A 15,430-nucleotide genomic window follows, 5' to 3' on the forward strand; every position below is an offset into this window, starting at 1 on the left:
CGGTATTTTCCTAAGAGTAAATTAACAGGAATTAAAAGATGCCCCGCCAATCTTCCGCCCTATTTTTTGCATTTTTACTGCTGTTTCCTATCCCCGCCGTCGCCCAAATCATCCCCGATAGCAGCTTGGGCGCGGAAAGTTCGCGCACAGTTCCCGACACGATTAATAACTTACCATCGGACAGAATAGAAGGCGGTGCAACTCGTGGCGTTAACCTATTTCACAGCTTGCGCGAATTTAACATCCGTGAGGGGCGGGGAGCATATTTTGCCAATCCTAACGGGATTGCGAATATCTTCACCCGCGTTACTGGTGGCAACCCTTCTAATATTTTAGGAACTCTGGGAGTTTTGGGAAACGGCAATTTATTCTTAATTAACCCCAAAGGGATTGTCTTTGGCCCCAATGCTCGGTTAGATTTGCGCGGCTCATTTATCGGTTCTACTGGTAGCGGCGTTCTCTTTGATAATGGCTTTGAATTTAGTGCAGCTAATTCTAATGCAGTGCCATTGTTAGCGATTAATATTCCTGTGGGTTTAAGCTTTAGAGAAAATCCTGGCACAATTGTTAACTCTTCCAGTGTCAGCCAAGTTATTGAAGGCACAACAATCCCCGTAGGTTTAGCAGTTCCTCCCGGTCAAACCTTAGCACTGGTAGGAGGAGATTTAATCTTTAACAATGGTTTTGCCAGCGCTTTTAGTGGCAACATTCAATTAGGAAGTGTGGCAAGTCCGGGTTTTGTAAGCTTCAACATCACGCCCATAGGATTAGGTTTAGATTATACAAATGTTGCCAATTTTGGCAACATTGAATTATCAGGTTTATCGGCGGTGACAGCCAGTGGGCCAGGAGGAGGAGCGATCGCACTCCGGGGAGGAAATGTGATTTTGCGCGATCGATCGAGCCTAGTATCCGATACCTTGGGAAGCATTGACGGCCGGGGCATCAATATCGAAGCAGTGCGCTTTAGCCTTTTAGACCAAGCCTTTGTCGGCTCCAGCACTACCGGAAGCGGAGCCGGAGGCCCGATCAATGTCCGAACCGCCGAGGATGTAGAACTCAAGGGAATAGGATTTGAGAACTTTCGGCGACGGATTCTCGATCCTGGTGCAGCACAAGAGCCGCCAGATGTCGCCTCCCGCGAAAGCAGCATCATTACCGGAACCCTCGGTGCCGGCAGAGCCGGGGATATCGCGATCGACACCAAACGATTAACTATCCGAGACGGAGCGGTAATACTCAACCCTACAGTCGGTACGGGAGACGGCGGGGGTGTGACAATTAGAGCCTCTGAATCGGTAGAAATCAACGCCTCCGGGCTGTTCACCACAACTTTTAACAGCGGAAATGCAGGCAGTATAGCCATCGAAACCGGTCAACTGAGTGTCAGCGACGGAGCCATTATCTCGCCCTCGACTTTTGGTGCCGGGAACAGCGGAAATCTGAGCGTGAGAGCTTCTGACTCGGTAATAGTAGCGAGAGAGCGATCGGATAGCCCCCTGAGTACGGCTCTAGCCGCTAACAGTATTGGCGGCACGGGAAGGGCAGGAAACATTGAAATTAATACTCGCTCCCTGCGCGTAGAAGCAGGGGCTAGCATCACTTCTTCGAGCGGGGTGAGAACTGCAGAGCAGGTGATTCCTGCGGGGGGGCCCGGCGGAAACATCACCGTCAACGCCTCAGACTCGGTGGAAGTGATCGGCACCGCACCGGGCGAAATTCCTTCCCGAAGTCTAATCGCTGCGGGAACGGCTGGGGGCGGCAAAGGCGGTGATGTGACGTTGAATGCCAGACGGTTGATTGTCCGAGACGGAGGAGCTATCGGAGCCTCAACTCTCGGTGCGGGACAAGGGGGAAATGTGACTGTCGCTGCTTCGGAATCGATGGAAATAGCCGGAACTACCAGAGACGGGATCTTTCCCAGCACGATCGGCACAGCTTCGGGAGATTTGCTGTACCAGACTTTGTTGGGGCTGCAACCTCCATCTGGTGCGGCGGGAAGCTTGAGCATTGCGGCGGGCCGATTGAGTGTCCGAGACGGCGCAGCGGTTAGCGTCCAGAGTTATGGAACCGGGCCGGCTGGCAACATCAATGTTGTCGCAGATTCGATCGCCCTCAACAACAAAGGCAGTATTGACGGCACGACTGTATCGGGTATCGGGGCTAATATTAACTTGCGATCGCGCGACATCCAATTGCGCCGGGGGAGCCGCATCACCACCGATGCGGGCGCTGCCGACGGCGGCAATATCAACATTAAAAGCGATATTCTGGTTACTCTTCCCAACGAAAATAGCGATATTACGGCTAATGCGCGATCGGCCCAAGGTGGGCGGGTTAATATTAATGTCCCCAATGTTTTCGGGTTTACATCAGTCACTCGCGAACAGGTTCGAGCGACTTTGGGATTAACAGATGCTCAATTTGCAGCGTTGCAAGTAAGTCCTACTTCTCTAAATCCTACCAGCGATATTGCGGCGATTTCCCAAAGTAGCGGCCCGGCTTTGCAAGGTACTGTAACATTTAGTGCTTCTGGAGTGAATCCGGCTCAAGGTTTAGTGGAACTGCCGCAAAATGTGGTCGATTCGGCTGCGTTAATTGCGGCAAATCCCTGCACGCAAGAGGCCGAGAGCGCATTTACCGTCACTGGGAAAGGAGGAGTGCCACCCAGTCCCAATGATGCCCTCAGCAGCAATTCTAGCCAGTTTAATTGGGTGGAAGAGGCAGGAAGTTCGGCAACGAATGTAGAGGGTTTAACCGATGTAACCGATCGAGGGAAGAAGAAGGAAGAAGGAGAAATCCCCGATCGCGAAGTTGTGCCGGCGCAAGGTTGGGTGGTGAATGCTCAAGGAGAAGTTATGCTTGTTGGATATAATCCGGGTAATGCTGCTGACTCTCGCAATCCTCGACCTAGTTCTGTTTGTGTGCCGCGTTGAAATTAGGTTTTTTTTACCGCAGATGTAGGCGGATTAACGCGGATTAACGCAGATCAAAAATAAGATGTATTTGGGTTAATTAGTAGGTGTGTCTGCGCTTGTAATTTTATTTTCTAACTATGAAGTTTACCCGATCGCTCCGACAAGTAATTCTGTTATTTGTGATTTCCTGTCTGCTATCCGTTGCGATTCCTCCTGGAATGGCTCAGGTTAATCCACCACCAGCGGTGCAGCTTGTTCGACAAGCTCGAACTCTGTACCAAGAGGAACGTTTTTCGGAAGCTGTACCTTTGTTGCAGCAAGCGGCGGCGCAGTTTGAGGCAAAAGGCGAAAATCTCGATCGCGCCACAGCTTTGAGCAATTTAGCTGCAACCTATGGGCAGTTGGGGCTTTGGGAAGAAGCAGAAAAAGCTGTAAATTCGAGTTTGTCTGCTGTGCGAACACAAGCCAAAACTCCCGAACAGCAGCGGATTTTAGCTGAAACTCTCAACATTCAAGGACAGTTGCAACTCGAACGGGGGCAGACTCAAGATGCGATCGAGATTTGGACGCAAGCTGCTAAAATTTTCGAGCAAATTGATAGAAAGAACCAACTTTTTCAAGTTCAAATTAATCAAAGTCGGGCTTGGGAAACTCTCGGACTTTATCCCAGGGCTTGCAAAATGCTGTTAGCTTCTTTCAAGCTGGAAAACCAAACTTGCGAAATTTCGGCAGCGGGTTTGGAAACTTTGAAAAATCAGCCTGTTTCTCTCGAACAAGTCCGGGCAACTCATGCTTTAGGGCGGGTACTGCGGGTTTTGGGACAACTGGAACGATCGCAGGATGTGCTTTCGGCGGGACTCGAAGCAGCCCAAAAATTAGGTAGCCGGCCAGAGGAGGCTGCAATTTATCTTAATCTGGGCAATACGGTACGGGCTAAAAGCAATAAACCGGGTTTGACACCAGAACAGCGGGCGGATTGGGAACGCTTTGCCCTAGAGTATTATGGTCGATCGATCCAGGCGATGCCGGATCGATCGCCCCTACAAATTCAGGCAAAGTTAAATCAATTGAGTTTGTTAGTCGATCGCCAAGATTGGTCGGAAGCAGAGGCTTTGTGGCGTTCTCTCGAATCTCAAACCGATCAATTTGGCTCGAATCGCGCCGGACTTTACGCTCAAATTAATCTAGCTCAAAGCTTGATGAAATTAGCTCAGTCGCCTGCGAAAACTGTGAGTTTAAGCGATATTGACACAATGCTCGATCGCTCTGTCGAAAAAGCAAACAGTTTGGGCGATAAACGGATACAAGCTTATATTCTGGCAGCAAAAGGCAAACTATCGGAAATCCAACAGCAGTATCAGAAAGCAGAAAATCTCACAACAGAGGCTTTGACTTTAGCACCGGCTTTTCAATCTCCCGATATTGCTTACCAATTGTTTTGGCAACTCGGACGGATTCGGAAAGCTCAGGGAAATACAGAAGGGGCGATCGTTCAATATACTCAAGCTGTGAATGTACTATCTTCTTTGCGGGGCGATTTGGTGACAGTCAATCCCGAAGTGCAATTTTCGTTTCGGGAAAGTGCCGAACCGGTTTATCGGGAATTAGTCGGGCTGCTTTTGCAAGAGGAATCTCCCAGTCAAGCTAAATTGAAACTGGCGCGCCAAACTGTGGAATCTTTGCAGTTGGCGGAATTGGACAACTTTTTTCGGGATGCTTGCGCTGATGCTAAACCAAAGTCGATCGAGGAAATTGATCCGACTGCAGCGGTGATTTATCCGATTATTTTGAGCGATCGTTTGGAGGTAATTTTGTCAATTCCCGGCAAACCCCTGCGCCGCTACACTACTGTGAAGTCTCAAGCTGAGTTGGAAACTGCCTTCAGACAAGCCAAAAATCTCATCAGGCCTGCTGCTTTCCCCCGCAACAGGAGGCAACCCGTCGAACAGGTTTATGACTGGTTAATCCGCCCCGCAGAGGCGGATTTGACCGCCGCCGGGATTAAAACCCTGGTATTTGTGCTCGACGGTTACTTGCGAAATCTGCCGATGGCTGTGCTGCACGACGGTGAAAAGTTTTTGGTAGAAAAATACAATATTGCTTTGGCGCCGGGATTGCAATTGCTGGCACCGAAACCGCTGAACAAAGTCAAGTTAAAAGTGCTCACCGCTGGCCTCTCGGAAGCGCGTCAAGGCTTCTCGGCTTTGCCGGGGGTGAAGGAGGAAGTTCAGCAAATTGCAGCCGAGATGCCGGCGAGTTCGCTGCTGAATGAAGATTTTGTCAGCGGGCGGTTGCACGATCGAATTAAAGCTTTGTCTTACCCGATCGTCCATTTGGCAACTCACGGTCAATTTAGCTCGAACGCGGCGGATACTTTTATTGTGACTTGGGACGATCGGGTGAATGTTAAGGAGTTCGATCGACTGCTGCGAGCCCGCACTGGTGAGGAACAACAGGCGATCGAACTTTTGGTTTTGAGTGCTTGCGAAACTGCTTCGGGCGATAACCGCGCAGCTTTGGGTTTGGCCGGGGCCGCAATTCGATCGGGTGCCCGCAGCACCGCCGCCACCCTTTGGCAAGTCAACGACGAATCTACAGCTATATTTATGACTGAGTTTTACAAGCAACTGGCTTCTTCTAAAACCAGCAAAGCTGAAGCCCTCCGCAACGCTCAATTAACGCTGTTGCAAAACCCACAGTATCAGAATCCGTATTTCTGGGCACCTTTTGTGCTTGTGGGCAATTGGCAGTAATTTAAGATGGGGCATCGGGCATGGGGCATGGGGCATCTGACAATTTTAGATTTTAGATTTTAGATTTTAGATTGCTCAGGGCATTGGGAATCGGCGGGCGGTGGACAACCGTCAACCGTCAACAGTCAACAGTCAACAGAAAACAGACAACAGACAACTAACTGAAATGCAGTTGGTTTTTTGTTAAAGTTTGTAAACTGTTAAGAGTGCTTTTTGCATCTAATATTTTTTCGAGGAGTCCCATGAAGCAACTTTTGATTGCTGAGCGCTTTTGCTTAATTGCCCACGTCTTGTCAATGGCTTTTGGATTGGCAGGCTTGCTGCTGATTTTACCCCGTCCCGAATTGGTGATGAATTTGCCACCAGCAGGGCAAACGCTATTCCAGTGGGGGATGGCTGGGGGTGGAGTAGTTTATATCATCTTTGGTGCAGCAGCAGTTGCTCTCTATTCCTTGCGGACGTTGGGTTGGGGTGCAACTCTGGCCTTTTTAGTGCCTTCTGTGTTTTTGTCCTTGAGTAGCGAGTTGTTGGGAACGAGTACGGGTTTTCCCTTCGGCCACTACCATTATTTGAGCGGTTTGGGTTACAAAATTGCAGGGCTGGTTCCGTTTACAATCCCCCTCTCGTGGTTTTATTTGGGACTGGTTTCATACATAATTGCTCGCGCTGGAGTAGGTGGCGGTAAAGGTGAACTCAACTGGGTGCGCCAAATAGGGGCGATCGCCCTTGGTGCTTTGCTGCTAACAGCTTGGGATTTTGTACTAGATCCGGCGATGAGTCAAACTGCTGTGCCTTTTTGGGAGTTTGAGGAACTTGGGGCTTTCTTTGGAATGCCTTACCGCAATTTGGCTGGTTGGATGGGTACGGGGGCGCTATTTATGTCTGTAGCAGCTTTCTTGTGGAAAAAAACACCGATTAAATTAGAGCGATCGGAATTGGGTTTGCCCTTAATTGTTTATTTGGTAAACTTTGCTTTCGGAGCAATTATCACTGTAGTTTCCTTGGATTCTCGGTTCTGGTTCCCGACATCGCTAGCGGTGCTTCTGGGTGTAGTTCCGGCGATCGCGTTATGCTGGATCGCTAAACCCGCAACAGGTGACGTAACCGAAACAATGCCGTCTTTGGATACATCTGTTATCACGGCCCAAATTCCACCTGAGCCCGTGGGCGTTTTGCGTAAGTAAGTTACTAGCGAGCAACCCCGGCTGATTTAGCAAAAATTTACACTAAATTTTGAGCTAGTTTAAAAACCCGGTTTCTACAAGAAACCGGGTTTTTCAATGGCGATTTTTTCATTCCCAATTCCTGTAATATGTTTGAGGTCAAAATTTTATTAAATTTTTAAATTGACACCAACCGTAATTCCCAATTCTTCAATTGAAAATCTAAAATCTAAAATCTAAAATCTAAAATCCCATGATCGCCCCTCACCTGTTCCCCCAATCGCTGACAAGTATCATCCCTGTCGCACTCCTGCTGCTACAATTGCCCGCCGCCGCCCTTCTGATGTCGCGTTTGATTAAAGGCCCATCGCGCATCCCGCCCCTGGAACCGGATTCGCCGACGCTGGATTTGTTGGGTAGTTGTACTGCGGTAGTACCGACTTTGAACGAAGCCGATCGAATTTCGCCTTGTTTGGAAGGATTAACCAGCCAAAGTTACGAACTCCGAGAAGCGATCGTGGTTGACAGCTATTCGGTAGACGGAACCGGAGATTTAGTCAAAGCAGCAGCACAAAAAGACCCCCGGTTTCGCTTGATTAACGACGATCCGCTGCCGGCGGGTTGGGTAGGGCGTCCGTGGGCGCTGAATGCGGGTTTTTTGGCAAGTTCGGAGAAGTGCGAGTGGATTTTGGGGATTGATGCGGATACTGTGCCGCATCCGGGTTTGATTGCGAGTTTGCTGAAGACGGCGGCGGCTGGAAATTACGATTTGATTTCGCTGTCACCACAGTTTATCCTCAAATATCCGGGGGAGTTGTGGCTGCAACCGGCTTTGTTAATGACTTTGGTTTATCGGTTCGGGCCGACGGGGACTGGCGGGGATGTGCCGGAACGGGTGATGGCGAACGGTCAGTGTTTCTTGTGTAAGCGCGAGGTTTTGGTGGCATTAGGGGGCTATGAGGTCGCAAAAGGTTCGTTTTGCGATGATGTGACTTTGGCTCGCTATGCGGCTGCTAAGGGCTTTAAGGTGGGCTTTTTGGATGGGGCTAAGGTGTTGAAGGTGCGGATGTATGAGGGGGCGATCGAGACTTGGAATGAATGGGGTCGATCGCTCGATTTGAAAGATGCTGCTTCGGGCGGTCAAATCTGGGGCGATTTATGGCTGTTGCTGGCGGTTCAAGGTTTGCCGGTGCCGATTGTGTTGTGCTATTTGCTGTTTGGTTCGCTGCCGCCGGTTGGTGTATTTCCGCACTTTTGGCTGTTGGGATTGAATGTATTTTTGGTTGCAGTGCGATCGGCTTTGTGTTTGGCGATCGCACCTTCTTACGATACAACTGGGGCATCTGGTAAATGGCTGTTTTGGCTGTCACCTTTAGCCGATCCGCTGGCGTTTTTGCGAATTCTAATTTCGGCTTTAAATCAGCCTACTCAGTGGCGCGGCAGAAAGTATGAATAATCATTAAATTTTTGCTAGTTCTTTTAAAATTGGTAGAAGTGCGATCGCCCTTTTGGATCGAATGGGCGATCGTACTTTTCTTAATTTCCTAAATCAACCGGAAATTCGCCGATGTAATCGAATTGGCACTCACTCCAATCATCACACCTAACTCCTCTCCTGTCAAGACATTTTTGATGAGACTTCCCTGAGAATTTTGAGTGATTGCTAACTGGCTAAAAGTCAAACCACCTGTTAATCCAATCAAGTCTTGGCCGATTGTAAAATCAGCGATGATATCAAATCCTTGACCAGTTGTTAAGACAAAGATATCGTTGCCGCTACCGCCAATCAAACTATCATTCCCCATGTTTCCGTACAGAATATCATCGCCTTTCCCACCAGTGAGAGTATCGTTGTCTTCGCCTCCGTAAAGAGTATCATTTCCTTCACATCCTCCCAGGATATCTGCTCCTTCGTCACCACTGATTAAGTCATTACCTTCACCGCCGCAGATGGTATCCGAGCCCTGGTTTCCAAACAGGTAGTCATCACCTTGACTACCAAGCACTATGTCATTTCCTTTGCCTCCAAATAAAGTGTCATTATCCTTGCCACCATCGATGAAGTCATCATTTCTATTAGCATAAATGATGTCATCACCTTCGCGGCTATTGATAGAGTCATTGCCTTTGCCGCCAAAGATTAAATCATTGCCCAAGTTGCCAAGAATAATGTCATTATTTTCATCTCCAAATAAGATATCATCCCCTGTGCCACCGCTGATAAAATCATTGCCTGTGTTGCCGTTGAGGATGTCGCTGCTGTCGCCACCATATAAGTTGTCATCCCCAGAAGAAGCATCGAATATATTGCCAAAGTTGCTACCCAGTAATTCATCGTTTTTGGCAGTGCCTATTTGAATTCCCGATACACCGAGTATGGTGTTTTCAACCCTATTCGGTTGGTTTAAATTAGGATAGGCAATCTCATCACAGATGCAGTCATCATTCGGGATGTTATTAGTTATTGGCGTTACCGATGGTGTTGGCGTCGGTGTCGGCGTTGGTGCGGGTGTCGGTGTTTCCGCAGGGCTTGGTGCGGGTGTCGGTGTTTCCGCAGGGCTTGGTGCGGGTGCGGGTGCGGGTGCGGGTGCGGGTGCGGGTGCAGGCGCGGGTGCAGGTGCAGGTGCGGGTGCGGGTGCGGGTGCGGGTGCGGGCGCAGGTGCAGGTGAGGGTGCAGGCGCGGGTGCAGGTGCGGGTGCAGGTGCGGGTGCGGGTGCGGGTGCGGGTGCAGGTGTCGGTGTTTCCGCAGGGCTTGGTGTCGGTGTTTCCGCGCCAATATTAACGTTTAAAGTCCCGAAATTGGTGGCAGCATTCAAATTGCCAAAACTATCTTTAACCTGATTTGCTTGCAACTGAATAGTGTAAGTTTCATTATTCTCCCAATTGCCCCCTGGGGGAGTAAACAAATAAGTCGCTGTCCGAGGCGTACCATTAGTATTAGTATCGACACTGACAAATTCTCCAGGAATCTCACCCCCAGACCAAGTTAGCACAACATCAGCACTATCCAAACTTGAAACATCGACACCATTATTATCGCTGAAAGTGAGCCTCAAACTTTCACTCGATCCTCCAGTGTTAGTAATGCCAGCCACACCATTTAAACTCGCACCGGGCCCAGTTTTGTCAATGCTATAAACTTCTCCTGTTGAATCACCATTACCAGTAATTGCACCGCCTAATGCAACTCCCAAGCTATTTTTGATGCTGTCATCATCTTTCAACTTTAACTCGATCGCGCCACTTCCCGTACCTGTATTAACTTGCAGTTGGTAAGTGTTAGCATCAACAGCAGTTACAGTGCCAATAGTTGCACCAGTTACAACAGGTGGTACTAAAATAAAGTCAGAAACATCAACCCCTGTAACATCCTCAGAGAATTTAATTTCGTAATTAACAGTAGCTGCCGCAGTGGGAGATGGATCAAGGCGGTTGATGGATGTAACTGTGGGGAATGTGTTGTTATAAACAACAATATTGTCTGTACTTGTACTGGCAGTATTGTTATTGCGTGCTATATCAGTAACGCCGTTAGCTTTGATACTAGCAATCACATTACCGCTACCTGTCATCCCGTTAATAGCGACGGTGTAAATAGGGCCACTACCTGTGATGATTGGCCTTAATGTTCCCGGTGCTGTACTTGCAGTTAAGTCGATATCACGGAAATCAAAACCTGTGACTGGTTCGCTAAAAGTGACGGTAAAGTTGATGGGTTCAGAAGGTGTCGGATCGGTTTGTTCTGCTGCTTGGTTGATAGTAACAGTGGGTGCAACACCATCGATAACTATGGCTTTACTACCGCCTAGGGAGTTAGCTGAGGCTAAGGCGGGGAGAGTTAAGAGAGCATCTACATCCAAATTATCTTTAATGGTGCCGCCGTTGAGGGTGAGGGCGTTGGTGGCGAGGTATTGCAAGTCATCGGAGGTGTCTCCTGCTTGCACTACATAGTTGAAGGTGAGGGTTGTACTCCCGCTACCACTAACATAAGTGGCAAAGCGATCTGTTGTACCGGTTTCTAGCTGCAGTTGGGGAGTAGCGGTGACGGTGACAGCTTCATCGAAGGTAACGGTGATGGGGATTGTCGTACCTACGCCGTAGGTGCCGTTGGCGGTAGTAGCGCTGACAGCAGTAACTTTGGCGGTGTTGTTGAGCAGGATGGATACGTTGTTGCTACCAAGGTTCGCCCCAGCTAAGTCAGGTTTCCCGTCGCTGTTGATGTCGGTGATGCTGACGGATCTGGAGTCAGTGTCAGTAGGGAAGGTGACTGGGGTGGCGAAAGTGGGGGTGGTGGCTCCGGTGGCGGTGGTGTTGAGCAGGATGGAGGATCTGGTGCCCTGGTTTCCCACTGCTAAGTCTGGTAAACCGTCAGCGTTGATGTCGGTGATGCTTACGGATCTGGGGCCACCCCCACTACTGAAGTCAACTTTGGTGGCGAAAGTGGGGGTGGTGGCTCCGGTGGCGGTGGTGTTGAGCAGGATGGAGACGTTGTTGCTGCCCCAGTTTCCCACTGCTAAGTCTGGGAAGCCGTCGCCGTTGATGTCGCCGATGCTGACGGATCTGGGCTGAGAGCCTGTAGGGAGGTCAACTTTGGTGGCGAAGGTGGGGGTGGTGGCTCCGGTGGCGGTGGTGTTGAGCAAGATGGAGACGCTAGCGCTCCTCTCGTTTGCCACTGCTAAGTCTGGTTTGTTGTCGCCGTTGAGGTCGCCGATGGTGACGAATTCGGGTCTAGTGCCAGTAGGGAAGTCAACTTTGGTGGCGAAAGTGGGGGTGGTGGCTCCGGTGGCGGTGGTGTTGAGCAGGATGGAGACGTTGTTGCTGATATAGTTCGCCACTGCTAAGTCTGGTTTGTCGTCGCCGTTGATGTCGCCGATGCTGAGGGGCCAGGGGTTAGTGCCAGTAGGGAAGTCAACTTTAGGGGCGAAAGTGGGGGTGGTAGCTCCGGTGGCGGTGGTGTTGAGCAGGATCGAGGCAGTGTTGCTGTTTCTGTTGGCCACAGCTAAATCCGGTTTGCCGTCGCCGTTGAAATCCCCGAGGCTGACGGAGGTGGAGGTAGTGGCAGTAGGGATGTCAACTTTGGTGGTGAAAGTGGGGGTGGTGGCTCCGGGGGCGGTGGTGTTGAGCAGGATCGAGACGTTGTTGCTGTCTCTGTTGGCCACAGCTAAATCCGGTTTACCGTCGCCGTTGATGTCGCCGATGCTGAGGGAGATGGGGCTAATGCCAGTTGCGAAGGTGACATGGGTGGGAAAGCCTAGTACGCCGGTATAGGTTTTGAGGGTGGCTTTTGTCAGAGCAAGTTTGGGCGCTTGCGGGGATGGGGGGATGAGTTGAGAGATATCCCAGTTGCCGCCTAGTTTGCTGTTACCCGTGGTAGTGGGGTTAGCGGCGATGTTTGCGCCTGTGAGTTGGTAAAGTTGATTCAGGAATTGGTGTCCTCTGTCGCCTGCTGCTACGTTACATCCATATAAGATGATGCTGGCATTGGCAATGAGGCTGTTTCGCCACTGTTGCAACTGTTGGGCGTAGTTGTGTATGTTGCTGCTGTTAAGTTCTGTTGTGCCTAGGTATAGGCTGCCAGGGGTACCATGTGAGATGATGTGTAGCGCTTCGATGCTTGTATGCTGAGCTAAAAGTGTGGTGATTTGCTCTAGGGCATCCGGCTGGCTTTTGAGGATGTAGGTTGCAGTACCCCTTTTGATACCAGAGGCTATGTGGTTGCTGTCGGGTATTGTGGGGTCAAGGATGACTATTTCCCTTTGTTGGTTGCTAATGTCACAAGCCTTGGGAAAAACTTTTTTTTGAGACTTAATTTGAACGAGAGTTTTCATATCTTTTTACTTCCACTAAAATGCTTTGGCCAGCACCAAAGGCTCTCTCACCTGATTTGAGTTGAGATGCGGGATTTCTACCGGGTGGCAGATCGCAGGCTAGATTTTTAACTACTACTTAGTAGGATTGGAGCGCACTGTCAATGCTTTAGTTCCCTTATTTACAAATTTTTATGTTTTTCTAAGTAATTTTACACGAATCATCAAAACCCGCAGCTATTTACAGTGGCGCGGCGACGGCTTTATGAGATTATTGATTTTAGGCAATTACGCTCAGTGATTCTATGAATAACGATCGCACAAATTTCAATAAAGTCTCCGAACACGAGATTTTTGGCGATCGCGATTTGCCATCTTGGTTAACCCAACAACAAATCAGCCTCGCTTGCACTACCTATCAAACCAGTAGGTTAATGTTAATTGGTGCTGTGCCAGAAACCAACAGAATCTCGGCTTTTTGGCGAATATTCGATCGCGCAATGGGGCTTTACTACACGCCGGAACGCATTTATTTAAGTTCAAAATATCAACTTTGGCAATTAGATAATGTCTTAGAAGCCGGGAAATTATACCAAGGATACGATAAATTATATATACCAAGAATCGGCTATACTACAGGAGATATCGACATTCACGATATCGCAGTCGATAAAAATAATCAAATCATTTTTATTAGCACTTTGTTTAATTGTATCGCTACTTTGAGCGATCGCCACAGTTGCAAACCTGTCTGGAAACCAGGTTTTATCTCACAATACATCAACGAAGACCGCTGTCACCTCAACGGTTTGGCTATGGTAGCTGGGGAGGCGAAATATGTCACAGCGTCGAGTCAGTCGGATGTGGTGGATGGCTGGCGCGATCGCAGACAAAACGGCGGTATAGTTATTGATATTGAATCTAATGATATTATCGTTACGGGATTGTCAATGCCGCACTCACCCCGCTGGTATCAAGACAAGTTGTGGTTGCTGAATTCGGGGAGAGGAGAATTCGGTTATGTGGATTTAGATACAGGGAAATTTGAGGCGATTACGTTTTGTCCGGGATACGTGCGAGGACTAGCTTTTTGGCAAAATTGGGCAATTGTCGGACTCTCGAAACCTCGGGGAGGTGACAACACTTTTAGCGGTTTAGAATTGGATGAGCTGTTGCTGGCCAAGGATGCTGAGGCTCGCTGTGGTATGATGGTGATTGATTTGACGAATGGGGCGATCGTTCACTGGTTGCGCTTTGAAGGAATTGTCACAGAACTCTATGATGTTCAGGTGATTCCTCAAGTACAAAAGCCGATGGCGTTGGGTTTTCAAACGGATGAAATTGCTCAGTTAATTACTTTGGAACTTTAACCGCAGATGGGGGCGGATATACGCGGATTAACGCAGATAAATGTTTACAGGATTTACCCACGGGGTGTGAGAGAAAGTATTTAAGCGGGATTTGGTATTACTCAAAAATCGCCCCATCTAAGCTTGTTTTTCTTAAGTCTGTTCTCGCTAAATTTGCACCTCTTAAGTCAGCACCTGTTAAGCAAACATTGCTTAAATCTGCATAACTCAGATCGGCACCTCTGAGATTAGCATCCGATAAATTTGCTCCTAATAAATTCGCCCTCACAAGTTGCGATTTACTCAAGTTACAGCCACTCAAATTTGCCGACTGCATCTGTGCCGCCATTAAGTTTGCTTTGCTTAAATTAGTGCCACTGAGGTTAGCCAAATTTAATTTAGCATAACTCAAATCAATGTTTTCCAAGCAAAATTCGCTCAATTGCGCGCATCGCAAGTTAGCATTAATAAAAAACCTGTCTCCAATCCCATAACGGCGCAGCAATTCGTCAACTTCCAGCCGAATTAAAACCGGTTCGCAAGTATTTTGGTAGCACCACGATGTCTCCAGCAAACTAGCGGCTGCTTCAATTGCTACCTTGTCGGATTTAGGGAGCACCAAACTATTGCACCCATCCCACTCACCGTTGAGCATAAATGCCATGTCAGAAGCTGCTGCACTTGAGTCGCATAGCAAAACGGTTTCTGGTTTGGGTTGCAGCCAGTTCATTAGGGCGATCGAACTCTTGTTTTTCACTGTTGATTCAGGATTTGTTGGTATTTCTTAATTATAGGTAAAATTATTGAAAACATTATGCACAAATTTGCGGCGGCTTCGGAGACTGAATTAATTGTATTTGGTGCAGCGAGACCTGGATATCGCGATGCAGAAATTGCTGAGTGGATTGAATTTATGCAGGGGCACAATATCAAGCAAGTTTGCTGTTTGCTTCCCGATTCCCAACTCATCCGCTACGGGGACTTACTGGGAACGTATCGGAATATCTTTGGGTGCGATCGAGTTTGCTGGGCTCCGATTGCCGATTTTGAATTGGTAGATAGGGATATTTTGCTCGATCGCATATTACCATTTTTGGCATCTGCAAATAGCAAAGGCGAACGGGTCGTAGTTCACTGTTCTGGGGGGATCGGACGTACAGGACAGGTTTTGGCTGCTTGGTTGGTTAGCGGGCGGGGATTATCTAACAAACAGGCGATCGCAGCAGTAAAAAAAACTGGTAGAAATCCCTATGAAGCCGTGTTTGCTGCTTTGTTCAAAGGTCGAAACCCTTGGCAAGTTGCCGGAGAACTTAATGCTCTTTTAGATGATGGTCGTCCTGTTATATGAACTCCGGTTGCACCGTTAGGGATGAGAATTAAATAAAATCCACTTTTCATGACTGTTGTGGGATGGGCGTCCCGCCCGTCCTTTCTGGGCGG

8 protein-coding genes are annotated in these 15,430 nt (G+C 48.8%); 6 read left to right on the top strand and 2 right to left on the bottom strand.

The annotated features are described in order from the left end of the window. The first annotated feature begins 38 nt into the window (after positions 1-38). The 4 genes from QUB26_RS02865 to cruG all read left to right on the top strand — a co-directional run bounded on the left by QUB26_RS02865 (position 39) and on the right by cruG (position 8,290). The gene (locus QUB26_RS02865) at positions 39-2,936 is read left to right on the top strand and encodes a two-partner secretion domain-containing protein (RefSeq protein WP_333316488.1); all 2,898 of its coding nucleotides are present in this window, start codon (positions 39-41) and stop codon (positions 2,934-2,936) included. A gap of 119 nt (positions 2,937-3,055) precedes the next feature. Next, positions 3,056-5,671, top strand: coding sequence for a CHAT domain-containing protein (locus QUB26_RS02870; protein ID WP_333316490.1), 2,616 nt, complete (start codon positions 3,056-3,058; stop codon positions 5,669-5,671). Positions 5,672-5,913: 242 nt separating this feature from the next. Further along, positions 5,914-6,855 carry a gamma-carotene 1'-hydroxylase CruF gene (cruF, locus tag QUB26_RS02875; RefSeq protein ID WP_333239214.1) on the top strand — a complete coding sequence of 314 codons (942 nt, stop codon included), beginning with the start codon at positions 5,914-5,916 and terminating at the stop codon, positions 6,853-6,855. Positions 6,856-7,087: 232 nt separating this feature from the next. Further along, on the top strand, positions 7,088-8,290 hold the full coding sequence (gene cruG / locus QUB26_RS02880) for a 2'-O-glycosyltransferase CruG (protein ID WP_333316492.1): 1,203 nt from the start codon (positions 7,088-7,090) through the stop codon (positions 8,288-8,290). A gap of 88 nt (positions 8,291-8,378) precedes the next feature. Here cruG and QUB26_RS02885 read toward each other — a convergent pair whose 3' ends face one another. After that, positions 8,379-12,662, bottom strand: a complete 4,284-nt coding sequence (locus tag QUB26_RS02885) for an FG-GAP-like repeat-containing protein (RefSeq protein ID WP_333239217.1) — start codon at positions 12,660-12,662, stop codon at positions 8,379-8,381. A 284-nt stretch (positions 12,663-12,946) separates the two neighbouring features. Between QUB26_RS02885 and QUB26_RS02890 the strand changes: the two genes are divergently transcribed. Next, a complete protein-coding gene (locus QUB26_RS02890; protein WP_333239220.1) occupies positions 12,947-14,011 on the top strand; it encodes a TIGR03032 family protein in 1,065 nt (354 codons plus the stop codon). 97 nt (positions 14,012-14,108) lie between these two features. Here the strand turns inward: QUB26_RS02890 and QUB26_RS02895 are convergent, their stop codons facing one another. Continuing rightward, positions 14,109-14,747: a pentapeptide repeat-containing protein gene (locus QUB26_RS02895; protein WP_333239222.1), complete on the bottom strand. Its 639-nt coding sequence runs from the start codon at positions 14,745-14,747 to the stop codon at positions 14,109-14,111. A gap of 57 nt (positions 14,748-14,804) precedes the next feature. On the opposite strand from QUB26_RS02895, the gene QUB26_RS02900 reads away from it, so the two are divergent. Further along, positions 14,805-15,338 (top strand): dual specificity protein phosphatase family protein, encoded by a 534-nt coding sequence (locus QUB26_RS02900; protein ID WP_333212627.1) that lies wholly within the window; start codon positions 14,805-14,807, stop codon positions 15,336-15,338. The last annotated feature ends 92 nt before the right edge of the window (positions 15,339-15,430 follow it).

Source organism: Microcoleus sp. B4-C1 (assembly GCF_036705285.1).
Classification (GTDB): Bacteria; Cyanobacteriota; Cyanobacteriia; order Cyanobacteriales; family Microcoleaceae; genus Microcoleus.

Excerpts from the sequence above, each read along its gene's own strand:
- cruG (WP_333316492.1), top strand. The coding sequence starts at position 7,088 with ATGATCGCCCCTCACCTGTTCCCCCAATCGCTGACAAGTATCATCCCT.
- QUB26_RS02870 (WP_333316490.1), top strand. The coding sequence starts at position 3,056 with ATGAAGTTTACCCGATCGCTCCGACAAGTAATTCTGTTATTTGTGATT.
- QUB26_RS02865 (WP_333316488.1), top strand. The coding sequence starts at position 39 with ATGCCCCGCCAATCTTCCGCCCTATTTTTTGCATTTTTACTGCTGTTT.
- QUB26_RS02885 (WP_333239217.1), bottom strand. The coding sequence starts at position 12,662 with ATGAAAACTCTCGTTCAAATTAAGTCTCAAAAAAAAGTTTTTCCCAAG.
- QUB26_RS02900 (WP_333212627.1), top strand. The coding sequence starts at position 14,805 with ATGCACAAATTTGCGGCGGCTTCGGAGACTGAATTAATTGTATTTGGT.
- cruF (WP_333239214.1), top strand. The coding sequence starts at position 5,914 with ATGAAGCAACTTTTGATTGCTGAGCGCTTTTGCTTAATTGCCCACGTC.
- QUB26_RS02890 (WP_333239220.1), top strand. The coding sequence starts at position 12,947 with ATGAATAACGATCGCACAAATTTCAATAAAGTCTCCGAACACGAGATT.